The following is a 26288-nucleotide window of genomic DNA, read 5'->3' on the forward strand; positions in this document are numbered from 1 at the left end:
AATAGGAATATACGATGAATCCAATATTAAGAGTGCGTAACTTATCTAAGCAATTTAAAATTCCTAAAGGTTTTCTGGGACATTTATACATTAATGCAGTGAAGCCATTATCGTTTTCTCTTAATGAAGGTAAAACGCTTGCAATTATCGGACAAAATGGCTCTGGCAAATCGACACTCGCAAAAATGTTAGTTGGTATGATAAAGCCTGATAGTGGGGATATCTGGATTGACGGTAATAAAGTTCAATACGGTGATTATAGCTATCGTTGTCAACTAATTCGTATGATATTTCAGCATGTAGAAAGTTCATTTGATCCACGATTACGTATTGGGCAATTGCTTGAAATACCATTAAAGTGTAATGCTAATTATGATGCTCATGAACGTGAAAAGTTAATTAGAGATGTATTGAAGCAAGTTGGATTGTTACCTGAACATGCCTCTTATTATCCTTCAGTGATGGCTGCGGGGCAAAAACAGCGTGTGGCACTAGCTCGAGCATTGATTTTAAAACCCAAAGTGATAATTTTAGATGAAGCATTAGCTGCACTTGATATTTCGATGCGTTCGCAAATTGTTAATTTAATGCTGATGTTACAAGCTGAACAAAATATCTCTTATGTATATGTTACTCAAGATATTGGGATGATGAAACATATCAGCGATGAAATTTTAGTTATGCATAATGGCGAATTGGTTGAATATGGTAATACCGCTGAAGTATTAGCTTCACCGCTGAGTGATATTACCCAAAAATTAATCAATAGCTATTTTGGTGAAGCGCTTACTGCAGATGCTTGGCGTACCGATACTCGTACTTTTTAATTAACAAATCTATCGGAGTTATTTTGATTTTTGCATGAAGTAATACACATTTCTTTAGAATGTTCATCAATTTGTAATTTGATTATTCTGATGATTTTATTAAATAAAAAATCTCGACAAATAAATTAAAAGATACTATATTTAGCTATATAGATTTCTAGACGTCTATTTTGATGTTTGAAAATGACTTACCGATTTAGGAGTTTTTGTTATGCCTATTTGTATTCCTGACTCATTACCTGCGGTTGATGTATTACGTAATGAGAATGTATTTGTTATGACTTCATCTCGTGCTAATACCCAAGAAATTCGACCTCTTAAGCTTCTTTTTTTAAATTTAATGCCTAAAAAAATCGAAACAGAAAACCAATTTTTACGCTTACTTTCTAATTCGTCTTTACAAGTTGATATTCAGTTATTACGTATTGATCAGCGAGAGTCTAAAAATACGCCTATTGAACATTTAAATAGTTTTTATTGTGATTTTGATGATATTTGTGAGCAAAATTTTGATGGGTTAATTATAACAGGTGCCCCACTAGGGAAAGTGGCTTTTTCCGATGTTGTGTATTGGTCTAAGTTAGCCGAAATTATTACTTGGGCAAAGGATCATGTTACTTCAACTATGTTTGTTTGTTGGGGTGTTCAAGCTGCTTTGAATGTCTTATATGATTTACCAAAATTTACTCGCGCGCAAAAGTTATCGGGTGTTTTTCAGCATCATATTGTGCAATCTAATGCGATTTTAACACGCGGTTTTGATGATACCTTTTGGGCTCCCCATTCTCGCTATGCTGATTTTCCAATTGATAAAATAAAAACATATACCGATTTAACTATTTTAGCTGAGTCTGATATTACCGGCCCTTATTTAATGGCTACAGCTGATAAGCGAATGGTGTTTGTAACAGGTCATCCTGAATATGATTCTTCAACGTTGGCAAATGAATATTATCGAGACTTAAATGCAGGTATTAATCCTGATATGCCATATAATTATTTTCCTGATAATAATCCTTATTTAACACCAAAAGCCACATGGCGTAGCCACGCTTACCTATTATTTAGTAATTGGCTCAACTATTATGTTTACCAGTTAACTCCATTTGATTTAACAACTCGAAATTTAACAATTGATGACTAATAAAGGTTAGCCGAATCTTATAATCAAATTTCGTTAAGTTGTTGCTAGATTTATTTAACAATAACCTATTTAAATTGGATCTTACAATGCCAAATATTAAATAATAATTGGTAAAACTTGCGGAATATTATCTGAATGTAATTTTAGTTATATAACTAGACTTGTAACCAGAATGTTACAGGACCATCATTAATCAATGATACTTGCATGTCGGCTGCAAATTGGCCAGTTTGAGTTGTTATTTTTTGTTGGCATTGTTCTATAAAAAACTGGTAAAGCCTATTTGCTTCATCGGGTTTAGCGCCTTTTGTAAAGCTTGGTCGCATTCCTTTTTTAGTGTCTGCAGCTAGGGTGAATTGAGAAACAACTAATATTTCGCCATTAGTTTGGTTAACATTTAAATTCATTTTTCCTTCATTATCGCTGAAAATACGATAACCTAAAACTTTGTCACATAAACGAATTGCTTTTTGTTCGTCATCATCTTGCTCAACTCCGAGGAAAATCAGTAAACCCTGATTAATCTGCCCAATGATATTATTGTCTACTGTCACACTAGCTTGTTTTACTCGTTGGATTAAGGCGATCATAATTTAATTACTCTGGTAAAGAAGGGTTGTTAACAATATGTTTTTTTTGTCGGTTATAGTCAGTTAAGGTTGCTGCAAATTCGGCCCCAAACAAGACAATGCACCAAGAAAAATAGATCCAAACTAACATAATGGGGATTGATGATACTACTCCGTAAATGAGTTGATATGTTGGAAACGAAGTAACATATAGTGCAAATGCGCGTTTACCTATTTCAAATAATACTGCAGCGACAAACGCTCCAATCATCGATTCTTTTAAAGGTACAGACTCGGTCGGGATAATGCTATAAAGTAGCCAAAATCCAATCACAGAAATAATAAATGGTAAGCAATTAAGTAGTATATTACCCGTTGTTGCGGTAGATAGCCATTTCAATGAAAAGATATAAGAGCTAACAGCTATACTAGAGCCAATTAAAATTGGGCCTAAGGTTAGTATTGTCCAATACATGGTTAGATTGTACATGAAGGAACGTTTGCGTTTAGTTTGCCAAATATGGTTAAGCGCCGTATTAATTGAGTTGATAAGCAACAGTGATGTAACAATCAGACCGATTACACCAACAAAGGTCATTTTTTTTGTATTGGAGATGAATTGTTCTAAATAACTTTGAATGGTGTTACTCGCCGTTGGAACAAGATTGTTATAGATTAATTGTTTCAATAAATGGCTAACTTCATCAAACATAGGAAAAGCTGAGAGTAAAGAAAAAATAACGGTAATAAGTGGAACTAGTGCCAGTATAGTGGTATAAGCAAGTCCCGCAGAAGATGTTGTTAGCCGGTCATGGTTGATACGATTCCATAACATTTTTATAAAAATCTGTATTTGCGTCATTGATCTCATCGGCTTTTTATATTCTAGTTAGAAATAACACAATTATTAATCCCATTACTATTTAATAAGTTTAATGTGATATCGGCTTCTTTTTTACTGATATAAGGTCCTACTGTGACTCGATATAATTGACCTGAAGAAATATTGCCACTAACCCCCGTCATTGCAAGCTTAGCTTTTAGTTTATCAGCATTAGATTTATCTTTAAATGCTCCACATTGCAATAGCCATTTGTCTGTAATAGCTTGTGTTGATTGTGATGTTACATTTGATGTTTGGTTTTGCGTTGTTGCTTCTTTTTGAGAAGGTGTTACAGTGCGTGAATTATTGACAAAGCTATTTAAGATTTGCTCTCTTTCACTAGCAATTGAACTTGATGTTGAACCATAATTAGCATTAGGGGTTTCTAACTCTTTAAGGTATGTCCAACGCTCTTGAGGTTGTTCAGGTAAAGTTACTGAAGGAGGTTGAGTTTTTACTTTTAGCGGTTCAACGGGTTTTTTAGGTGTATTATTTGCAACAAAATAGAGAATAGCAGAAAATAAAATAATGATTATAATAGCCAAAAATATCATGAAATTAGGCTTGTTTCGTGACTTATTTTTTTTTGATTGGCTCTTTTTCCTGACATAATCACGCTGAACCACAATAAACTCTCTTTTTTAATAATATTGTATAAAATAAAACTAGTATATAAATAAAAAAAGTGGCTTACACCACTTTTTTTCGTATTTCTTTAACTATGTTAGTTAAAAAATAAATGTATTAAGCCAATGCTTTAATTTGTTTGATTAAATTTGCTTTATGACGTGCAGCTTTATTTTTGTGAATTAAGCCACGAGCCGCTTGACGGTCAACAACTGCTTGCATGTCTTTGAATGCCACTTCAGCTGTTTGTTTATCACCAGCTGCAACAGCTGCGTAAACTTTCTTAATATAAGTACGCATCATTGAACGGTTACTAGCATTATGTTTACGGCGTTTTTCGGATTGAACCGCACGCTTCTTAGCTGATTTGATATTAGCCAAAGTCAACTCCCAAGTTTAGATAAAAATTACATATTAATAAGGTGGCAAAATATGCCTTAATTTCTTCCTATTGTCAATGGCGTTACATAAAAAAATATGTTGGTAGTTTTTGTATTTATTATTAATGTTTATTATTTGCACAGTAATGCCTATAACCTAAAAAGAATTTTTATGTTAGAATAGCGAAAGTTTTATTTTATTTATATTTTACAAGGGGAAGTATCATGTCTATTATTAGAATGCAAGATCTTGATCTAAAAGGAAAACGCTTATTTATTCGCTCAGATCTTAATGTGCCGGTCAAAAATGGTAAGGTAACTTCCGATGCGCGTATTAAAGCATCACTACCTACTATTGAAGAAGCCATCAAAAAAGGTGCTAAAGTAATGGTTACCTCTCATATTGGCCGTCCAACAGAAGGTGAGTATAATCCAGAGTTCTCTTTACAGCCTGTTGTTGATTATTTAAAAGAACATGTGTCATTTCCTGTTCGTTTAGTAAAAGATTACCTCAATGGTGTAGATGTAAAAGAAGGCGAATTAGTTGTACTTGAAAACGTCCGTTTTAATGTAGGCGAAGGTAAAGATGATGAAACTTTGTCTAAAAAATACGCCGCTCTTTGTGATATTTATGTCATGGATGCATTTGGTACAGCTCACCGAGCTCAAGCTTCGACTCATGGTGCAGGTAAATTTGCTCCAGTGGCCTGTGCTGGTCCATTGTTAGCAGCTGAACTTGATGCGTTAGGTAAAGCATTAGATAATCCAGCAAGACCAATGGTTGCTATCGTTGCTGGTTCTAAAGTATCAACAAAATTAACCGTACTTGATTCTTTATCAAAAATTGCTGACCAAATTATTGTCGGTGGCGGTATTGCTAATACTTTTATTGCCGCTGAAGGTTACAATGTAGGTAAGTCTCTTTACGAAGCAGACTTAATTCCAGAAGCTAAAAAATTAATGGCTAACTGTGAAATCCCAGTTCCAACTGATGTTCGTGTTGCAACAGAATTTAGTGAAACAGCAACAGCGACTGAAAAATCAGTTAAAGATGTTAAAGAAAATGAACAAATTCTTGATTTAGGTGATAAATCAGCAGAAGTATTAGCAAATATTATCAAAAATGCTAAAACTATTTTATGGAATGGTCCAGTGGGTGTTTTTGAATTTTCTAATTTTCGTCGTGGTACTGAAATTGTAGCAAAAGCAATTGCCGATAGCGAAGGTTTTTCAATTGCTGGTGGTGGAGATACATTAGCTGCAATCGATCTATTTGGTATTGAAGATAAAATCTCTTATATTTCAACTGGTGGCGGTGCTTTTCTTGAGTTTGTTGAAGGTAAAAAACTACCTGCTGTTGCGATGTTAGAAGCTAGAGCAAAGGCCTAGTATTTGAGTTCAGTAAAAGGATGAAATAATTACTCATCCTTTAATTTTTATAAATAAATTTATAGGTAATAAAATGGTTACTAAGATTTCTGATGTTGTTAAACCTGGTGTTGTCACTGGTGATGATGTTCAAAAAGTATTTCAAATCGCTCGCGAAAATAACTTTGCATTACCTGCGGTTAACTGTGTTGACACAAATACTATCAATGCCGTTATTGAAACAGCCGCAAAAGTAGGTTCTCCTGTTATTGTGCAGTTTTCTAACGGTGGAGCTCAATTTATTGCTGGTAAAGGCCTAAAATTAGAAGGTCAAGAATGTGCTGTGTTGGGTGCTATTTCTGGCGCAAAACATGTTCATCTTATGGCTGAAAAATATGGAGTCCCTGTTATTGTTCATACTGATCACTGTGCTAAAAAATTACTTCCATGGGTTGATGGGTTATTGGATGCAGGTGAAACTCATTTTGCTAAAACAGGCAAACCATTGTTTTCTTCTCATATGATTGACCTTTCAGAAGAGTCATTGAAAGATAATATTGATATTTGTTGTCAATATCTTGCCCGTATGTCAGCAATGAAAATGACTTTAGAGTTAGAGCTAGGATGTACGGGTGGTGAAGAAGATGGTGTTGATAATAGTCATATGGATAGTTCAGCACTTTATACTCAACCAGAAGATGTAGCTTATGCTTATGAGCGTTTAAGTGCTATCAGTCCTCGTTTTACTATTGCAGCTTCATTTGGTAATGTGCATGGAGTTTATAAACCAGGTAATGTTAAATTAACACCAAAAATTTTAGATAACTCACAAAAATATGTATCTGAAAAATATAATCTACCAGCTAAATCATTAAACTTTGTATTCCATGGTGGATCAGGCTCTACACCGGAAGAAATTGCTGAAGCAGTTAGTTATGGTGTAATTAAAATGAATATTGACACAGATACGCAATGGGCTAACTGGTCTGGTATTTTAGATTACTACAAAGCAAATGAAGCTTATTTACAGGGGCAATTAGGTAACCCTGAAGGTGCTGATGCTCCAAATAAAAAATACTACGATCCTCGCGTATGGTTACGTAAAGGACAAGATTCTTTAGTTGCTCGTTTAGAACTTGCATTTAAAGAGCTTAATGCTGTAGATGTTCTTTAATTTTTATGTTATTTAGGATTAAAGCAAGGTATTTACCTTGCTTTTGACTTATCTGTTCTTAAATTAAATCTTGCATTTTTATTTAAGTTATAGGATAATTCTGCCCTCATTTAACTTAGGGGAGCTGTCTATTTATTAATAATTATTATTAATAGAGGCGTTTGCACCCGAGCAAAGGAAACTAAAAATGGCAAAAAAAGTACAAGCTTACATCAAGTTGCAAGTTGCAGCTGGTGCAGCAAATCCTAGTCCACCAGTTGGTCCAGCACTTGGTCAACATGGTGTGAATATTATGGAATTCTGTAAAGCATTTAATGCTAAAACAGAAAGCATGGAAAAAGGATTACCAATTCCTGTTGTAATTACAGTTTATTCTGACCGTTCATTTACATTTGTAACTAAAACACCTCCAGCAGCTGTTTTGTTAAAGAAAGCGGCTAAAATCAAGTCTGGTTCAGGTGAACCTAATAAGAAAAAAGTAGGTAAAGTAACGAGTGCACAAATTCGCGAAATCGCTGAATTGAAAGCTGCAGATATGAATGGTGCGACCATTGAAACGATGATGCGTTCTATTGAAGGAACAGCTCGTTCAATGGGCTTGGAAGTGGAGGGTTAATTCATGGCTAAATTATCTAAGAAGGCTAAACTTATCCGCGAAAAAGTAAATGCAACTAAACAATATGAAATCAATGAAGCAATTACTTTATTAAAAGAATTAGCTACAGCTAAATTTACTGAAAGTGTTGATGTTGCGGTTAATTTAGGTATTGATTCACGTAAATCAGATCAAAATGTTCGTGGTGCAATCGTTCTTCCTCATGGTACTGGACGTAGCGTGCGTGTTGCTGTCTTTACTCAAGGTGCAAATGCAGAAGCTGCAAAAGAAGCTGGCGCTGAATTAGTGGGCATGGACGATCTTGCAGATCAAATCAAAAAAGGCGAAATGGATTTTGATGTTGTAATTGCATCACCTGACGCTATGCGCGTTGTTGGTCAATTAGGTCAAATTTTAGGACCACGTGGTTTAATGCCAAATCCTAAAGTTGGAACAGTAACTCCTAACGTTGCAGAAGCTGTAAAAAATGCTAAAGCTGGTCAGATCCGTTACCGTAATGATAAGAATGGTATTATCCATACTACTATTGGTAAAGCTGATTTTGATGCAGATAAGCTTAAAGAAAATTTAGAAGCATTACTTGTTGCGTTGAAACGTGCAAAACCAGCCTCTTCTAAAGGTGTATTTATTAAGAAAGTTAGCCTTTCTACTACAATGGGTGCTGGTGTTGCTATTGATCAAGCAACATTAAATGCAACTGTTTAATTATTATTTATAATTAAATAGAGAAATCGGTTGGTGTCTGGCCTTAACCAGACCCCGTCCAAGACCGTAGGTGTGGTTGTTGTGTGACTACTTAATTTTTCCTACGTAGACGGTGACAGAACCTGATAAGATATAATAGAAGGATTCTGCTCATCGTGGTTGTGCTAGCTACATTTGTAGCTAGCTTGAATAAGTCTAGGCTTTTGCCTAGTATAATCCAGGAGCAATACCAATGGCACTAAATCTTCAAAATAAACAAGAGATTGTTGCTGAAGTTAATGAAATCGCCAAAGGTGCGCTATCTGCAGTTGTCGCTGATTCTCGTGGCGTAACTGTAGAAAAAATGACTGCATTACGTAAATCTGCTCGTGAAGCGGGTGTTTATATGCGTGTTGTTCGTAATACGCTATTACGCCGTGTTGTTGAGGGCACTCAATATGAGTGTTTAAAAGATACGTTTGTTGGTCCAACTCTAATTGCGTTTTCAAATGAGCACCCAGGTGCTGCAGCGCGTATTTTTAAGGCGTTTGCGAAAGAAAATGAAAAATTTGAGATTAAAGCCGCAGCCTTTGAAGGTGAGTTGATTACTGCAGCGAACATTGATCGCTTAGCAACATTACCTACATATGAAGAAGCATTAGCTCGCTTGATGTCAACCATGAAAGAAGCCGCAGCTGGCAAATTGGTTCGTACTCTTGCAGCGGTTCGCGATCAAAAAGAAGCTGCTTAATTGGCGGTTTGATTGTGAATTTTATTAATTAAAAAATGTAAATTTGGGAAACTATATTATGTCTATCACTAAAGAACAAATTTTAGATGCAGTTGCTGAAATGTCTGTTATGGATGTTGTTGAACTTGTATCAATGATGGAAGAAAAATTTGGCGTTTCTGCAGCAGCAGCTGTAGCCGTAGCCGCAGCAGGTCCAGCTGAAGCAGCAGAAGAGAAATCTGAATTTGATGTAATCTTAAAAGATGTTGGTGCTAATAAAGTAGCTGTTATTAAAGCAGTTCGTGGTGCAACTGGTTTAGGTTTAAAAGAAGCTAAAGACCTTGTTGAATCAGCTCCAGCAACAGTTAAAGAAGGCGTTAGCAAAGCCGATGCTGATGAACTTAAGAAAGCACTTGAAGAATCTGGTGCAGTTGTCGAACTTAAATAAGTTTATCGATATTACGATAAATGGCTGGGGGTTTTATACCTCCAGCCTTTTTGCGCTATAATAAGTTAAAGAATTTTATTTGAAGATTATCAATAAAAAATAATAAAGAAATAGTATATTTATTAAGCCTAATCAATTGATATTTATAGATATTTTCGATGAGGTGTCAGGTGTATCAGTTGGCGACAACACCCTGATGAATATTTAATCATGCTAAAATAGCAGATAAGCAAGTTGAGGAACTAATGGTTTACTCTTATACCGAGAAAAAACGAATTCGTAAGAATTTTGGTAAGCGTCCACAAGTCTTGGATATACCGTATCTTCTTTCTATTCAACTTGATTCGTTCCAGAAATTTATTGAGCAAGATCCAGAAGGACAATATGGCTTAGAAGCTGCATTCCGTTCAATATTTCCGATAAAAAGTTATAGTGGTAACGCTGAGTTACAATACGTGAGCTTTATGATGGGCGAACCTGTGTTTGATGTTAAAGAATGTCAAATTAGAGGGATCACCTACTCAGCACCGTTGCGCGTAAAATTACGTTTAGTTATTTATGATAAAGATGCGCCAGAGGGAACAGTTAAAGATATTAAAGAGCAAGACGTCTATATGGGCGAAATTCCTTTAATGACAGACAATGGGACTTTTGTGATCAACGGCACAGAACGTGTAATCGTTTCGCAGTTACATCGTAGTCCAGGTGTGTTCTTTGATAGTGATAAAGGTAAAACGCACTCTTCTGGTAAAGTTTTATATAATGCTCGGATTATTCCTTATCGTGGTTCTTGGCTTGATTTTGAATTTGATCCAAAAGATAATCTTTTTGCTCGTATTGACCGTCGTCGTAAACTTCCAGCAACAATTATTTTACGTGCATTAGGTTATGAAACAGAAGAAATTTTAGATATCTTCTTCGAAAAAACTATTTTTGAAGTAAGTAAATCTAAGTTAAAAATGGATCTTGTTCCTGAGCGTTTACGTGGCGATACTGCGCTATTTGATATTGAATCAAAAGGTAAAGTTTATGCTGAAAAAGGCCGACGTATTACAGCTCGTCACATTCGTGAGTTAGAAAAAGATAAAGTTAGCAAAATTGATGTACCAGTTGAATATATTGTTAATAAAGTTCTTGCTAAAAATTATGTTGATGAAGAAACAGGTGAAGTAATTGCTTTTGCCAATACTCCGATTTCATTAGAACTCTTGCTTCAATTAACTAATGCTGGATATAAAAAGATAGAAACATTATTCACTAATGATTTAGATCATGGTGCATTTATTTCTGAAACTTTAAATGTTGATTCAACTCGTGACCGCCTTGGTGCATTAGTTGAAATTTATCGCATGATGCGTCCGGGTGAGCCACCTACAAAAGAAGCAGCTGAAGCTTTATTTGATAATTTATTCTTCTCTGACGAACGCTATGATTTATCTGCTGTTGGTCGAATGAAGTTTAACCGTTCATTAGGGCGTGATGACATTGAAGGCGAAAGCGTTTTAACGAAAGATGATATCGTTGACGTAATGAAGAAATTAATCGCTATTCGTAATGGTCACGGTGAAGTTGATGATATCGACCATTTAGGTAATAGACGTATTCGTAGTGTTGGTGAAATGGCAGAAAACCAATTTCGTATTGGTTTAGTTCGTGTTGAACGAGCAGTGAAAGAACGCTTATCTCTAGGTGATCTTGATTCACTAATGCCACAAGATATGATTAATGCTAAACCAATTTCAGCAGCGATTCGTGAATTCTTTGGTTCAAGTCAATTATCTCAGTTTATGGATCAAAACAATCCACTATCCGAAATTACGCATAAACGTCGTATTTCAGCTTTAGGACCAGGTGGTTTAACGCGTGAACGAGCAGGATTCGAAGTGCGTGACGTACATCCAACGCACTATGGACGTGTATGTCCAATCGAAACGCCTGAAGGTCCAAACATTGGTTTGATTAATTCATTAGCAGTTTATGCTCGTACCAATGAGTATGGCTTTTTAGAAACACCATACCGTCGTGTTATTGATGGTATTGTAACTGATGAAATTAACTATCTATCAGCGATTGATGAAAGTGAATTTGTAATTGCTCAGGCAAACTCAAATCTTGATGAAAATGGTCGTTTTAAAGAAGATTTAGTAACTTGTCGTTTAAGTGGTGAATCGGGTTTATATAGTCCTGAACAAATTCATTATATGGATGTATCAACTCAACAAATCGTATCAGTTGGTGCTTCATTAATTCCGTTCCTTGAACATGATGATGCGAACCGTGCCTTAATGGGTGCGAACATGCAACGTCAAGCAGTACCAACGTTAAAAGCTGAAAAGCCGTTTGTTGGGACTGGTATGGAACGTGCTGTAGCTGTTGACTCGGGTGTAACAGCGGTTGCTCGTCGTGGTGGTACAGTTCAATATGTTGATGCATCACGTATTGTGGTTAATGTTAATTCAGATGAAATATATGCCGGTGAAACAGGTATTGATATTTATAACTTAACTAAATATACCCGGTCTAACCAAAATACTTGTATTAACCAAATTCCATGTGTGGAATTGGGAGAAAAAGTTGAACGTGGTGATGTACTTGCAGATGGTCCATCTACTGACTTAGGTGAATTGGCATTAGGTCAAAATATGCGAGTGGCATTTATGCCATGGAATGGTTATAACTTTGAGGATTCTATTTTAGTTTCTGAAAAAGTGGTACAAGACGACCGTTTTACTTCGATTCATATTCAAGAGTTATCTTGTATTTCTCGTGATACGAAATTAGGTGCAGAAGAAATTACTGCGGATATTCCAAACGTAGGTGAAGCCGCACTGTCTAAACTTGATGAGTCTGGTATTGTATACATCGGTGCTGAAGTAAAAGGCGGTGATATTCTAGTTGGTAAAGTGACACCTAAAGGTGAAACACAATTAACGCCAGAAGAAAAATTACTACGCGCTATTTTTGGTGAAAAGGCATCTGACGTTAAAGATACCTCATTACGTGTGCCAAATGGTGTTTCAGGTACTGTTATTGATGTTCAAGTGTTTACTCGTGATGGTGTAGAAAAAGATAAGCGTGCAATTGAAATCGAAGAGATGCAACTCAAACAGGCAAGAAAAGATTTAACAGAAGAACTTAAAATCTTAGAAGCTGCATTGTTTGCTCGAATTCGTGATGTATTAATTTCAGGTGGAATCAAAGCGGATAAATTAGATGCTTTACCACATGAAAAATGGCTAACAATTGGTATCGCAGACGAAGATAAACAAGCTCAATTAGAACAGTTGGCTGAACAGTACGACGAAATTAAAACAGAGTTTAACAAAAAACTTGAAGCTAAACGTATGAAGATCACTCAAGGCGATGATCTACAGCCTGGCGTTCTTAAAATTGTTAAAGTTTACTTGGCAGTTAAACGTCAAATTCAGCCTGGTGATAAGATGGCTGGTCGTCATGGTAACAAAGGGGTTATTTCAAAAATTAACCCAATTGAAGATATGCCTTATGATGAAAAAGGTCGTCCAGTTGATATCGTATTGAATCCGCTAGGTGTTCCGTCCCGTATGAATATTGGACAGATCTTAGAAACTCATTTGGGTATGGCTGCTAAAGGTATTGGTCAGAAGATCGATGCTATGCTAAAAGAACAGCAGGAATTAGCTAAATTACGTGAATTTATTCAAAAAGCGTATGATCTTGGTTTAGGTGCTGCGCAAAAAGTTAATGTTGCAGAATTTACTGATCAAGAAGTGATGACTTTAGCACAAAATTTACGTAATGGTATGCCATTAGCAACACCTGTATTTGATGGTGCTAAAGAGCGAGAAATTAAGGCATTACTTGAGCTAGGTGACTTACCAACTTCTGGCCAAATTACTTTGTACGATGGTCGTACAGGTGAAAAATTTGAACGTCCAGTTACTGTAGGTTATATGTATATGCTCAAATTGAATCACTTAGTTGATGACAAAATGCATGCTCGTTCTACTGGTTCATACAGTCTGGTTACTCAACAACCATTGGGTGGTAAAGCTCAATTTGGTGGTCAACGTTTTGGTGAGATGGAAGTATGGGCACTTGAAGCATATGGTGCAGCTTATACCTTACAAGAAATGTTAACCGTTAAATCTGATGACGTAAACGGTCGAACTAAGATGTATAAAAATATTGTAGATGGTGATCATCGTATGGAGCCTGCGATTCCAGAATCATTTAATGTACTATTAAAAGAGATTCGTTCGCTAGGTATAAATATAGAGTTAGATGAAGAGTAATTTTCTCTAACTTAAATGATTTCTATTTATAGGGATAACTTATTAGTAATAATAAGTTATCTAATTGGTTTAACTCCATAGGAGTCAATTGTGAAAGACTTATTAAAGTTTCTAAAAGCACAAACAAAAACTGAAGACTTTGATGCTATCAAGATAGGCCTTGCTTCTCCTGATATGATTCGCTCATGGTCTTTTGGTGAAGTCAAAAAACCTGAAACAATCAATTATCGTACGTTCAAACCTGAACGTGATGGATTGTTTTGTGCACGTATTTTCGGACCAGTAAAAGATTATGAATGTTTATGTGGAAAATATAAACGTCTAAAACACCGTGGTGTTATTTGTGAAAAATGTGGAGTTGAAGTAACTCAAGCTAAAGTACGTCGTGAACGTATGGGGCACATTGAACTTGCATCTCCAACTGCTCATATCTGGTTTTTAAAATCATTACCTTCTCGCATCGGTTTATTACTTGATATGCCACTTCGCGATATTGAACGAGTGCTTTATTTTGAGTCATTTATGGTTCTTGATGGTGGCATGACTAATTTAGAGCGAGGTCAGATTTTAACTGAAGAGCAATATCTTGACGCGTTAGAAGAGTTTGGTGATGAGTTTGATGCTCGTATGGGTGCTGAAGCTATCCAAGAATTATTGCGTAATATTGATGTGCAAGCAGAATGTGAAGCTCTACGCGATGAGCTAGCAACTACTAATTCTGAAACTAAGCGTAAAAAACTAACTAAACGTATTAAGATTATTGAAGCATTTATTCAATCAGAAAACAAACCTGAATGGATGATCTTAAACGTATTACCTGTGTTGCCACCAGATTTACGTCCATTGGTTCCACTAGATGGTGGGCGCTTTGCAACATCAGATCTAAATGATCTTTACCGTAGAGTTATTAACCGTAATAACCGTTTAAAACGTTTATTGGATTTAGCTGCACCAGATATTATTGTACGTAATGAAAAACGTATGTTACAAGAATCTGTTGACGCATTATTAGATAATGGTCGCCGAGGTCGTGCAATTACAGGTTCTAACAAACGCCCATTAAAGTCCCTTGCCGATATGATCAAAGGTAAACAAGGTCGTTTCCGTCAAAACTTGTTAGGTAAACGTGTTGACTATTCGGGTCGTTCTGTAATTACTGTAGGTCCATACTTGCATTTGCATCAGTGTGGTTTACCGAAGAAAATGGCACTTGAATTATTCAAACCATTTATTTATGGGAAATTAGAACGTCGCGGTTATGCAACAACCATTAAAGCTGCGAAGAAAATGGTTGAGCGTGAAGATGCAATTGTTTGGGATATCTTAGATGAAGTTATTCGTGAACATCCAGTATTATTAAACCGTGCTCCAACGTTACATAGACTAGGTATTCAAGCGTTTGAACCTATCCTAATTGAAGGTAAAGCAATTCAATTACACCCACTAGTTTGTGCGGCATTTAATGCTGACTTTGATGGTGACCAAATGGCGGTTCACGTTCCATTAACGTTAGAAGCTCAGTTAGAAGCACGTGCGTTAATGATGTCAACCAACAATATTCTTTCACCAGCAAGTGGAGAACCTATTATCGTTCCTTCTCAGGACGTGGTTTTAGGCCTTTACTATATGACTCGTGATAAAGTTAATGCCAAAGGTGAAGGCATGGTATTAACTGGTCCTAAAGAAGCTGAAAAACTATACCGTTTAGGCCTAGTTGAATTGCATGCTAAGGTTAAAGTTCGTATTACTGAAAGCCAACGAAATAGTGTAGGTGAATGGGAAGATACTACCTCGATTGTTGATACGACTGTCGGTCGTGCAATTCTATGGTTAATTATGCCAAAAGGAATGAACTTCTCTGTTATTAATCAGCCTCTTGGTAAAAAAGCGATCTCTAAGATTTTAAATATTTGTTATCGCCAATTAGGTATGAAAGATACGGTAATTTTAGCCGACCAAATTATGTACACTGGATTTGCTTATGCAGCACGTTCAGGGGTATCTGTTGGTATTGATGATATGGAGATTCCAGCTAAGAAATCACAAATCATCAATGAAGCTGAAATTGAAGTTGCTGAAATCCAAGAGCAATTCCAATCAGGTTTAGTAACTGCTGGTGAACGTTATAATAAAGTTATCGATATTTGGGCTGCAGCTAATGAACGTGTTGCTAAAGCCATGATGGATAACTTATCAACTGAAAAAGTCATTAACCGTGAAGGTGAGGAAGAAGTTCAATCTTCTTTCAATAGTATTTACATGATGGCCGACTCAGGTGCACGTGGTTCTGCTGCACAGATTCGTCAGCTTGCTGGTATGCGTGGTTTGATGGCAAAACCAGATGGTTCGATTATCGAAACACCTATCACAGCGAACTTCCGTGAAGGATTAAACGTACTTCAGTACTTTATTTCTACTCATGGTGCGCGTAAAGGTCTTGCCGATACTGCATTAAAAACAGCAAACTCAGGTTACTTAACTCGACGTTTAGTTGACGTTGCACAAGATCTAGTGGTAATCGAAGACGACTGTGGCACCTTAGAAGGTGTGGTCATGACACCAGTTATTGAAGGTGGTGATGTTAAAGAACCACTTCGTGAGCGTGTATTAGGTCGAGTCACAGCTGAAGATGTATTAAAACCTGGTAGTGCAGATATCTTAATTCCACGTAATACTTTACTTGATGAAAGTAAATGTGACTTACTTGAAGCTGAATCGGTAGATAGTGTTAAAGTACGTTCAGTCGTTTCGTGTGATACTGATTTTGGTGTTTGTGCAAAATGTTATGGACGAGATTTGGCTCGAGGTCACTTGGTTAATAAAGGTGAAGCCATCGGTGTTATTGCTGCGCAATCAATTGGTGAACCAGGTACTCAGTTAACCATGCGTACGTTCCATATTGGTGGTGCGGCATCGCGAGCTGCTGCTGAATCAAGTGTGCAAGTTAAAAACAAAGGTAGTATTAAATTAACTAATGCTAAATTTGTAACTAACCCAGATAAGAAATTGGTTATTACTTCGCGTAATGCTGAATTAACTATTATTGATGAATTAGGTCGAATGAAAGAAACCTATAAAGTTCCTTACGGTTCGATTTTAAGTAAAGGTAATGGTGTAACAGTTGATGCGGGTGAAACTGTTGCTAACTGGGATCCGCATACAATGCCAGTTATTTCTGAAGCAAAAGGTTTTGTTCGTTTTGTTGATATGGTTGATGGGCAAACTATTACTCGCCAAACTGACGAATTAACTGGTTTATCATCTATTGTGATATTAGATGTGGCAGAACGTACTGGTGTGGGTAAAGATTTACGTCCAGCAATTAAAATTGTTGATGCTAAAGGCAAAGATATCTATCTTGCTGGTACAGAAATGCTTGCACAATACTTTTTACCAGGTAAAGCGCTAGTACAGTTAGAGGATGGTGCAGAAATCAATATTGGTGACACACTTGCTCGTATTCCACAAGCATCTGTTGGTACCAAAGATATCACCGGTGGTTTACCTCGCGTTGCTGACCTATTTGAAGCACGTAAACCAAAAGAGCCTGCTATTTTAGCTGAAATTGATGGTATCATTTCATTTGGTAAAGAAACAAAAGGTAAACGTCGTTTAATTATCACTCCGTTAGATGGTAGTGAACCATATGAAGAAATGATTCCAAAATGGCGTCAACTTAACGTGTTTGAAGGTGAACAAGTTGGTCGTGGAGATGTAATTTCTGATGGACCTGAATCGGCTCATGACATTTTACGTCTACGTGGTGTTAATGCTGTAACACGCTATATTGTAAACGAGGTTCAAGAAGTTTATCGTCTACAAGGTGTAAAAATTAACGATAAACACATTGAAGTTATCGTGCGTCAGATGTTACGTAAAGCAACAGTTATCCATCCTGGCGGCTCTCGCTTGCTTGAAGGCGAACAACTTGAAGTTTCACGCTTGAAGATTATCAATCGTGAACTTGAGGCTCAAGGTAAAGAACCAATTGTTTATTTACACGATCTACTTGGTATTACCAAAGCATCATTAACGACTGAATCGTTTATTTCTGCAGCTTCGTTCCAAGAAACGACTCGCGTCTTAACTGAGGCAGCGGTAGCTGGTAAAAATGACGAATTACGTGGCTTAAAAGAAAACGTAATTGTTGGTCGATTAATTCCAGCCGGTACAGGTTATGCTTACCATAAGGAACGTTTACGTAAACGAGCAATGCCATCAACTGATGAGATTCAAACAACAATTTCAGCAGAAGAAGCTACAGCTAATTTAGCTGAGTTACTAAATTCGGCTGAAGAGAATCAATAGTCTCATTAGATTTGATTTATAAATAGCACGCACAGCGTGCTATTTTTTTATATGATAAATAAAGCTATAAATATAAAAAAGTATAGTGAACATTGTAACGAATCATTTTTACCTTTCAAAAAGGAAAATAGAAAAAAACAAATTGCTGTTTTCTTCATTATTAATAGAGTTGACGTCTAAAGTAGATTTTAAAGTCTAGGTTAACTTTATACAGTTTAATCACTACTTCCATAACACAAATAACAAAGCATACAAAGAACGATTCTCAATAATAAAAAATTAAATAAAATCAACGCTCTACAGGAAAACTTTCAGGAAATAAAACTAATTTTTTAATCTTTTCCTATTTTTGACAATGGTTGAATATTATCTCAATGTATAAATGACAGTATTATCTTATCTAATTAATCAAATTATAAAAATTGTATTTTTTATGTATTTATGATGATTAAATTTTATGATCTACCTCACAAAATTGAACATGGCTTTAATCAATAAATGTTGTAACAAGAATAACAATTCTTGCTTATTGCTGTAGTTAGCAAACTTTATAACAAATTTCCTCTTGTAGACGGAAAAATTCTCTATCCACATTAAGCCTTGATTGATTTACGCTTATTCAATCCAATTCAAAAAACAATAAGAGATATGTATTAGCTATGAATCCAATAAAATTTCGAATGATCGAAGATAATCTAGAACCAGAGTTAGTTACTGAACAAACCATTACGATCATCAATAGTTGGTTAGCACAGCATCAAATCATACAAAATGATGTTCAAAAAGCGATGTTGTTTTCACATGTAAAAGCTATGGTTGAAAGGGCCAAAACATTAGAAACATTACCTGAAATCGACCCTACATTATTTGAGGAGCTTTCAGAAGAATCTTTAGCGTTGGCACGCAAAACAGTAAAGTTATTTGATAATTTACCGATAGAAGAAGCATATTTATTGGCAGTTCATTATGAAGTTGCTAAAGCAAATTAAAAGATTACTAGACAAGTAAAAAACAATAATTAATAGGAGAAATATTATGACAGAAATAGTCATTGTTATCGGCGATAGAATGGGAAAAGGGCAAAAAATTGCGGAGGGAATTAATTCAGTAGAAGGTTGTCGTGCAATTGTCATTCCAGGTATGGCTGCAGATATGAAATTAGGTGACGTAATGAATAAAGAAAATGCCGATTTGGGCCTTTCATTTTGTGGTAGTGGCGGAGCTGGTGCTATTACTGCACAAAATAAATATGGCTATTCACAACGCCATGGTATGCGATCAATTGAAGAAGGTGAAACAGCTATCAATGACGGCTGTAAAGTTCTTGGTTTTGGTTTTATGGACACGGAAGAATTAGGACAACGTGTAGCAAAAGCATTTCTAAAAAAATATCCACGTTCATAAACGGTAAATAAGAATGAAAAAAACAGAACAGATACTTGTTAGAGTAAAAGGTCATGGTGATTCTAAGCAGCGAGCTTTTGCTATAGCTTTAAGTCAGGTTCAGAAAGAAGTACTCAAAAACACTAATAATATTATGTTGCGAATAGAACCAATTGACATTCAAGTTGTATCAGCAATAGAAAAGATAACAACAGAACGTTTTTTGTTTATCTTTTTACCAAGGAAAAAGACATTTTATGAAATCACGCTTGATGTATCTGTTAACTTAATTTTTATTGATTTAAATGATATTAAATATACATCAAAATAACATAACGTAAAAGGGAAGTTATGGAAATTTTAATTATTGCATTCAAGTCTATTATTATCGGTGGACTTTGTGGTTTTGGGGTTGGTGCGGGAGCTGCTCGAATGTTTCATGCACCAACTTATCAAGGGATGGGAGCGTTTCGGACATTAGGTGAACTTAATTCTTGTGAAGGTGATCCTGCAGCGCACTTTTCATTTGGTTTAGGGTTCTTTTTTAATGCGTGGGCTTCATCGGTTGCTGCTGGTTCTTTTACTCAAGACGTCGATCATCGCATCATCCCTAACTGGGGTGGAGCTTTATTGATGATAAAAAATCGTAATCTTGCAGAAACCTTACATGATCCTAAAAAGATGGCATTTGCTTGTGCATTTATTGGGATGATTGTGGTGCTATTTTTAAATACAACTACTTCGGTTATTCCTGATTCGCTAAAAATTACTGCAACGAAGGTTCTTGTTCCTGCCGCTAACTTGCTAGTAGCAACTGTTATGCCCGTTATTTTCTGGTTAGCCGCTCTAGATGCAGGGCGTCGTAGTGGATTTTGGGGAACGTTATTTGGTGGGCTTGCACAGTTAATTATGGGCAATGCAGTACCTGGTTTGGTGTTAGGTATATTGATTGGTAAAGGTGTAGATGATAGTGGCTGGAACCGTGTGATGAAAATCATGTTAGTTGCTGTCATTATTTTATTTGTTATGAGTGGATATTTCCGTGGTTTTGATTTGAAGATGATTAACTCGTTTAGAGATGGTTTATCTTATTGGTTTAAATAATATAGGGATACATTATGAATACACAAACAATGATCAATAAAAGTTTTTGGTATGCCGATTGGTCTTTCCCTATCATTTGTGGGCTATTATCTGCCGGTATTTTTGCTGGAACGCATACATTCTATGTGTACGGTATTGGTGCATTTAATGAAATTGCATTTGTTGCTATGCTTAAATCAGGAATGACCACTGGCGATTATGGCGCTGTCGCGGCTTTTGGTGCTAGTTTTTTATTTGCTCGTGTTATTGAAGGTTCATTGGTCGGCATTTTAGATATCGGAGGTGCATTGCAAACAGGTATTGGGCTTGGTGTACCTGCGTTACTGCTAGCTGGCGGCTATACTTTACCTGTTGAAAATTTTTTTGTAGCGTTAGCAACCGGATTGATATTAGGTGCGCTTATAGGCTTAATTATTATTCTTATCCGTAAATTCACCGTCAATAGTAGTGGTGGTTCAACTTTTGGTGCTGATGTCATGATGGGGGCAGGTAATGCATCAGGACGATTTCTTGGTCCTATGATTATTTTATCTGCGATGGTTGCTTCAATTCCTATTGGTACCGGTTCATTGTTGGGGGCGCTACTTTTTTATGTATGGAAAAAACCAATCACAGGTGGAGCTATTTTAGGTGCTATGATTTTTGGTGGTATATTCCCAATTTTATAATATTAGTTATTCCCCTCTGTAATTTATTAAATTGCAAAGAGGGGATTCGGAATAGAATATGTATGATTTAATTATAAAAAATGCCAAACAAATTGATGAATCAGTAACAGATATTGCTATTCATCATGGAAAGATCGTTGCGATTGCTAGTTCTATTATAGACCAATCTGAGCGTGTCTTAGATCTACAAAATAAGCACTATGTCAGTGCTGGATGGATTGATTCACACACCCATTGTTTTGCTCGTTCACCTATTTATCATGATGATCCTGATTTGATAGGCGTTAAAGCTGGTATCACCGCTGTTGTTGATGCTGGTAGCATTGGAGCTATCGATGCAGATGAGTTTTATCAATTAGCTCAGCAAGCAAGTACACATGTTTACTCTTTTTTAAATATTTCTAAAATTGGGTTATTAAGGCAAAGTGAACTCGCCGATATACAAGATATTGATGTGCCCTTATTTGATGAGGCATTAGCTAAGTATCCCGATTTTATTATTGGGATCAAAGTGCGAATGAGCCGTAGTGTAGTAGGTAAAAATGGCATTTTCCCCTTAGTTAAAGCTAAAGAAATGCAAAAAAAAAGTGGTTTACCTTTAATGATCCATGTTGGTAATAATCCTCCAGAACTTGATGAAATTGCTGATTTGTTAACAAAAGGTGACATTATTACACATTGTTTTAATGGTAAACCAAATCAAATCTTTGATAAACAAAATAAACTGCGTGGTTCAATTAAACGAGCAATTGAACGTGGTGTGATATTGGATGTCGGTCATGGTGGTGAAAGTTTTAGTTTTTCAGTAGCAGAACGTGCTAAATGCTTAGATATTTATCCTAATACTATTAGCTCTGATATTTATTCTAAAAATCGTTTACAGGGACCAGTTTTTAGCTTGGCTAATGTGATGACAAAGTTTATCTGTCTTGGTTATAGTCGAAAAAGAATCATTGATAGTGTGACGAAAAATGTGGCACAAGTTTTGCAGCTTAAAAATAAAGGTGTTTTATCGGTTGGTTATGATGCAGATTTGACTATTTTTGATATTAGACAGCAAACAGTTTCATTATTAGATTCAGAAGGTGAAGTTAGACAAAGTGATGAGCAATTTGTTCCTCTAGCCTCTATTGTTGCTGATGAGAAAAACCATTTGATACGAATTGAAATAACAGAAGAAGGTAGTAAAAATGAGCTCAGAATCTCAAACTGAAAAAGATGTTTACAGTAAATATAACCTAAAAAAGGTAATTAATGCATCAGGACGAATGACAATTTTAGGTGTTTCAACGCCAAGGCCTGAAGTGGTCGATACTGTATCTCATGGGCTAAATGAATATTTCGAAATTAAAGATTTGGTTGATAAAACCGGTCAATATATTGCTAAATTGCTTAATGTTGAAAATGCGGTGGTAGTATCATGTGCTTCTGCTGGTATTGCCCAAGCTGTTGCTGGATTAATTATCAAAGATGATCGCGATTTATTATTTAATTTGCATTCATCTGACAAATATGTCCCCCGTGAAATCATTGTTCCTAAAGGTCATAATGTTAATTTTGGTGCACCAATTGGCACAATGGTTTCTTTAGGTGGTGGGGTTATTGTTGAAGCTGGTTATGCCAACGAGTGTAAGCCTGAACATATTGAATCACTAATTAATCCAGATACTGTCGCAATTTTATATATTAAGTCACATCATTGTGTCCAAAAAAGCATGTTGTCGGTTGCACAAACTGTAGCAATTGCAAAAAAACATAATATCCCATTGATTGTTGATGCAGCGGCGGAAGAAGATTTACAAACTTATTATCAGCAAGGCGCAGATTTGGTCGTTTATAGTGGTGCTAAAGCAATTGAAGGGCCAACTAGTGGTTTGGTTATTGGTCGTCATCAGGCGGTGGAATGGTTAAAACTACAATCACAAGGTATTGGCCGACCAATGAAAGTAGGAAAAGAAGGTATTTTAGGATTAACAAAAGCTATTGAACTTTATATTACTGATAAAAAGACGGAAACAGGACAGCAAATGGTGACTAAAATGACACCATTTATTGAAAGCCTAAATACACTTGATGGAGTATCTGCCAGAGTCGTTTGGGATGGGGCAGGACGTGATATTGCGCGTGCAGAAATAACGTTTGATGCAAGTGTAATAGGTAAATCTGCAATTGAGATAGTTGACCTGATGAAAAAAGGCGAAATTGCAGTGTATTTCAGAGAATATAAAGCCAATGAAGGTAAAGTTGATGCCGATGTGCGTAGTGTAACATCAGCCCAACTCGATATTATTTACAACAAAATCAAAAATATTATTCAAGGAGCAAAATAATGCAACTGACTCCAAATTATTATAACGATCGTGTTTGTTTAAATGTTTTAGCAAATTCAATCGATAATGCAAAAGAGATTTATGAAGCGGCACAAAATCATGTAGTTGTTGGTATCTTATCTAAAAACTATTCAGATAATGATTCGGCGATTGCGGATATGCAAAAATACGCAGCAGCTATCGATAATGCCATTTCTGTGGGGCTTGGTGCAGGTGATCCAAATCAGTCAATTATGGTGTCTGAAATTTCAGCGGTACTTCAACCACAGCATATTAACCAAGTTTTCACTGGTGTTGCAACTAGCAGAGCATTATTAGGGCAAAAACAAACTGTTATTAATGGTTTAGTTTCGCCGACAGGTAAAGTTGGTTTAGTTAATATTGCAACTGGACCTTTAAGCTCAAATTCCCCAGCAGGAATTATTCCAGTGGAAACGGCTATCGCTTTATTGAAAGATATGGGCGGCAGTTCAATAAAATATTTTCCCATGGGTGGACTAAAACATAAAGATGAATTTGAGTATGTGGCTAAGTGTTGCGCTGAGTACGATTTCTATCTTGAACCGACAGGTGGAATTGATCTAGATAATTATGAAGCAATTTTAAAAATTGCCTTAGATGCAGGTGTAAAAAAAATTATTCCACACATCTATAGTTCTATTATTGATAAAGCGACAGGAGCAACGCGAACCAATGATGTCAAACAACTTTTAGCTATCACACAAAAACTAGTAGGATAAATGATGTCATCTAAAGTGCTTTTCTCTTATCAGCGATTAGCGTATTTATTTGATACTATAAAAAAGGAGACACTACCTCAGCAAGAGTTAGCTAATCGCTTTTCAGTATCTACTCGCACAATTCGTACTGATATTTCAGCACTTAACGATGTTCTACGTAGTTATGGTGCTCAGGTTGATTATACTAAAAATGTAGGATATCAACTTGTAGTAACCGATCCTGTCAGTTATGCTCAATTGCCTATCACTCAAGCAATTGAGCAAGTTCCAAGAACTAGTAAAGAAAGGATTTCGGCTTTATTGATTGCTTTTTTAACACAGTCTAATTCTGTGAAATTGGATGATATCGCTGATGAGTGGTTTTTAAGTCGCAGTACTTTACAAAATGATGTTATCGAGGTTAAACAATATTTAGATAAGTACAATTTATCTCTTGAAAATCGCCCTTATTATGGGATGTACTTAGTTGGCGAGGAGTCATCAATTCGAGCGTGTTTAACTGATATATTGTGGCAACGTCATATGGCAGAAGATACTATAAACGTAAACAGACTTCGTCAGACAATATTAAATGATATTGATTTAGATTATCTTGAAAAGATTTTACAAAACCAACTTGAAAGTTTTGAACTAAAGTTAAATGCTGAAGGACTGGGATATTTGCTTTACAGTTGCGCAGTATCTATCACTCGTATTACTCAAGGTTATGAGTTGCTTGAATATCAAGTTGATCAAATTAATACAACAGTTATTAGTGCTGCACGTGAAATTTCAGAAGAGTTTTCATATTTTTTAGGCAGTGTACTTTGTGATGCGGAATTTAATTACCTGTGTGTACAAATTATTTCTCGGACAATAACAGAATCCCCAAATCAAGCAAAAAGTTTGGCGTTAGTTGAGCATATATTATCTTATATTAATGATACATATCACTATAATTTATGGGATGATACTAAATTACGCCAAGATATGCTGATTCATACGTCATCAATGTTATCTAGGATAAAATATCAAATTAGAACAACCAATCCTCTATTGCATGAAATTAAACAATATTACCCATTTGCTTATGATATTACGCTTTCTGCATTAACTAATACAGAAAAGTATACAGAATTTAAAATGACAGAGGATGAAATCAGTTATTTAGCCATACATATTGGTGTAGCATTGGAGCGAAATTATAGTGCAGGGCATGAAAGATTTGCACAAATTCTATTAGTTAGTGAGCTCAGTAACTCAACTTTGCGTATGGTTGAATCAAAAATTAAAAGAGATTTTCCGCATATCCAAATTAATCGTACACTTTCCTATCGAGAGTATGAGCAATTAACACAGATAGAAGAGGATTTTGTTGTATCAACTGTTCGTTTAACTGAAAAAGACAAACAAATTGTCAAAATAGCACCATTTCCGACAGCTTATCAGCTTGAACAATTAGGGCGATTGGCAATGGTTGATCGAAAAATGCCTTATATTATTGAACGTTTTTTTGATGAAAAGTTTTTTATTATTATTGATAAACCAGTGACACAAAAAGAGATTTTTAAAAGTATTTGTGTAAGGCTTGAACAATCAGGATATGTTGGTAGTGATTTTTATCCATCAGTTGTTGAGCGTGAAAAAATAGTCTCTACATTATTAGGTGAAAATATTGCTATTCCTCATTCAGTTGGATTGTTGGCAAGAAAAACTGTAGTTACGACTATTTTAGCACCACAAGGTATTGTTTGGGATAAAAATGAAGTTGCACATGTTATTTTTTTATTAGCAATTAGCAAAGATGAATATGAAGATGCTATGCGAATATATAATTTGTTTGTAAACTTTGTCAAAGAAAAGTCTACCAAACGTTTATTAGATAGCAGAACTTTTGATGATTTTCGAGCGATTATGAAAGATAGTTTGTGCCGATTATCATAATAAATGAAAAGACCAAAATAACTACTTTTATACTGAAATATGGGTGTTTCCTGAAAGGACTTTACAAGAAAAAAATTATCATTAACAAAATGAATATTAAAGTAATAA

Annotated in this window: 23 protein-coding genes; 19 read left to right on the plus strand and 4 right to left on the minus strand. The window is 35.7% G+C overall.

Annotated features, from left to right (window positions below):
* Nucleotides 1-14 precede the first annotated feature (14 nt).
* Both A9G31_RS09050 and metA read left to right on the plus strand, forming a co-directional pair.
* On the plus strand, nucleotides 15-827 hold the full coding sequence (locus A9G31_RS09050) for a peptide ABC transporter ATP-binding protein (RefSeq protein ID WP_065561367.1): 813 nt from the start codon (nucleotides 15-17) through the stop codon (nucleotides 825-827).
* 211 nt (nucleotides 828-1038) lie between these two features.
* Nucleotides 1039-1971 (plus strand): homoserine O-acetyltransferase MetA, encoded by a 933-nt coding sequence (metA, locus tag A9G31_RS09055; RefSeq protein WP_065561368.1) that lies wholly within the window; start codon nucleotides 1039-1041, stop codon nucleotides 1969-1971.
* Nucleotides 1972-2126: 155 nt separating this feature from the next.
* Here metA and dtd read toward each other — a convergent pair whose 3' ends face one another.
* The 4 genes from dtd to rpsT form a co-directional block, all read right to left on the minus strand.
* Entirely contained in the window at nucleotides 2127-2561 is a 435-nt protein-coding gene (gene dtd, locus A9G31_RS09060; protein WP_065561369.1) for a D-aminoacyl-tRNA deacylase, read from the minus strand.
* Nucleotides 2562-2568: 7 nt separating this feature from the next.
* Nucleotides 2569-3402, minus strand: coding sequence for a virulence factor BrkB family protein (locus A9G31_RS09065; RefSeq protein ID WP_218056437.1), 834 nt, complete (start codon nucleotides 3400-3402; stop codon nucleotides 2569-2571).
* Between the two features lie 23 nt (nucleotides 3403-3425).
* Complete coding sequence (locus tag A9G31_RS09070) at nucleotides 3426-3968, minus strand: SPOR domain-containing protein (protein WP_176700382.1); 543 nt, start codon at nucleotides 3966-3968, stop codon at nucleotides 3426-3428.
* Nucleotides 3969-4167: 199 nt separating this feature from the next.
* Nucleotides 4168-4431 carry a 30S ribosomal protein S20 gene (gene rpsT, locus A9G31_RS09075; protein WP_025316521.1) on the minus strand — a complete coding sequence of 88 codons (264 nt, stop codon included), beginning with the start codon at nucleotides 4429-4431 and terminating at the stop codon, nucleotides 4168-4170.
* Between the two features lie 224 nt (nucleotides 4432-4655).
* On the opposite strand from rpsT, the gene pgk reads away from it, so the two are divergent.
* The 17 genes from pgk (at nucleotide 4656) to A9G31_RS09160 (ending at nucleotide 26180) form a co-directional block, all read left to right on the plus strand.
* Nucleotides 4656-5819: a phosphoglycerate kinase gene (gene pgk, locus A9G31_RS09080; RefSeq protein ID WP_065561372.1), complete on the plus strand. Its 1164-nt coding sequence runs from the start codon at nucleotides 4656-4658 to the stop codon at nucleotides 5817-5819.
* A 73-nt stretch (nucleotides 5820-5892) separates the two neighbouring features.
* Nucleotides 5893-6972, plus strand: coding sequence for a class II fructose-bisphosphate aldolase (gene fbaA, locus A9G31_RS09085; RefSeq protein ID WP_065561373.1), 1080 nt, complete (start codon nucleotides 5893-5895; stop codon nucleotides 6970-6972).
* Between the two features lie 187 nt (nucleotides 6973-7159).
* Complete coding sequence (gene rplK, locus A9G31_RS09090) at nucleotides 7160-7588, plus strand: 50S ribosomal protein L11 (RefSeq protein ID WP_034884321.1); 429 nt, start codon at nucleotides 7160-7162, stop codon at nucleotides 7586-7588.
* A 3-nt stretch (nucleotides 7589-7591) separates the two neighbouring features.
* Nucleotides 7592-8293, plus strand: coding sequence for a 50S ribosomal protein L1 (rplA, locus tag A9G31_RS09095; protein WP_034910418.1), 702 nt, complete (start codon nucleotides 7592-7594; stop codon nucleotides 8291-8293).
* A 232-nt stretch (nucleotides 8294-8525) separates the two neighbouring features.
* Nucleotides 8526-9023 (plus strand): 50S ribosomal protein L10, encoded by a 498-nt coding sequence (rplJ, locus tag A9G31_RS09100; protein WP_065561374.1) that lies wholly within the window; start codon nucleotides 8526-8528, stop codon nucleotides 9021-9023.
* A gap of 58 nt (nucleotides 9024-9081) precedes the next feature.
* Nucleotides 9082-9450 (plus strand): 50S ribosomal protein L7/L12, encoded by a 369-nt coding sequence (gene rplL / locus A9G31_RS09105; RefSeq protein WP_034901671.1) that lies wholly within the window; start codon nucleotides 9082-9084, stop codon nucleotides 9448-9450.
* Between the two features lie 245 nt (nucleotides 9451-9695).
* Complete coding sequence (gene rpoB / locus A9G31_RS09110) at nucleotides 9696-13724, plus strand: DNA-directed RNA polymerase subunit beta (protein WP_034910423.1); 4029 nt, start codon at nucleotides 9696-9698, stop codon at nucleotides 13722-13724.
* Nucleotides 13725-13814: 90 nt separating this feature from the next.
* On the plus strand, nucleotides 13815-18032 hold the full coding sequence (gene rpoC / locus A9G31_RS09115) for a DNA-directed RNA polymerase subunit beta' (protein WP_034910425.1): 4218 nt from the start codon (nucleotides 13815-13817) through the stop codon (nucleotides 18030-18032).
* Between the two features lie 659 nt (nucleotides 18033-18691).
* Nucleotides 18692-19021: a PRD domain-containing protein gene (locus A9G31_RS09120; protein ID WP_065561375.1), complete on the plus strand. Its 330-nt coding sequence runs from the start codon at nucleotides 18692-18694 to the stop codon at nucleotides 19019-19021.
* Nucleotides 19022-19067: 46 nt separating this feature from the next.
* Nucleotides 19068-19436 (plus strand): SFCGS family glycine-rich protein, encoded by a 369-nt coding sequence (locus A9G31_RS09125; RefSeq protein ID WP_065561376.1) that lies wholly within the window; start codon nucleotides 19068-19070, stop codon nucleotides 19434-19436.
* Nucleotides 19437-19449: 13 nt separating this feature from the next.
* Complete coding sequence (locus A9G31_RS09130; RefSeq protein ID WP_065561377.1) at nucleotides 19450-19746, plus strand: DUF4312 family protein; 297 nt, start codon at nucleotides 19450-19452, stop codon at nucleotides 19744-19746.
* 20 nt (nucleotides 19747-19766) lie between these two features.
* A complete protein-coding gene (locus A9G31_RS09135) occupies nucleotides 19767-20519 on the plus strand; it encodes a DUF4311 domain-containing protein (protein ID WP_034910435.1) in 753 nt (250 codons plus the stop codon).
* A gap of 29 nt (nucleotides 20520-20548) precedes the next feature.
* Entirely contained in the window at nucleotides 20549-21187 is a 639-nt protein-coding gene (locus tag A9G31_RS09140) for a DUF4310 family protein (protein WP_065561395.1), read from the plus strand.
* Nucleotides 21188-21245: 58 nt separating this feature from the next.
* A complete protein-coding gene (locus A9G31_RS09145; protein WP_065561378.1) occupies nucleotides 21246-22400 on the plus strand; it encodes an amidohydrolase/deacetylase family metallohydrolase in 1155 nt (384 codons plus the stop codon).
* Entirely contained in the window at nucleotides 22378-23517 is a 1140-nt protein-coding gene (locus A9G31_RS09150) for a DgaE family pyridoxal phosphate-dependent ammonia lyase (RefSeq protein ID WP_065561379.1), read from the plus strand. Before A9G31_RS09145 ends, A9G31_RS09150 begins: the two co-directional genes overlap by 23 nt.
* Entirely contained in the window at nucleotides 23517-24257 is a 741-nt protein-coding gene (dagF, locus tag A9G31_RS09155) for a 2-dehydro-3-deoxy-phosphogluconate aldolase (RefSeq protein ID WP_065561380.1), read from the plus strand. Before A9G31_RS09150 ends, dagF begins: the two co-directional genes overlap by 1 nt.
* Nucleotides 24258-26180, plus strand: a complete 1923-nt coding sequence (locus A9G31_RS09160; RefSeq protein WP_141671434.1) for a BglG family transcription antiterminator — start codon at nucleotides 24258-24260, stop codon at nucleotides 26178-26180. It abuts the gene before it with no gap.
* Nucleotides 26181-26288: the final 108 nt, after the last annotated feature.

This window comes from Gilliamella sp. Gris1-4 (genome assembly GCF_001690335.1).
Classification (GTDB): Bacteria; Pseudomonadota; Gammaproteobacteria; order Enterobacterales; family Orbaceae; genus Gilliamella; species Gilliamella apicola_P.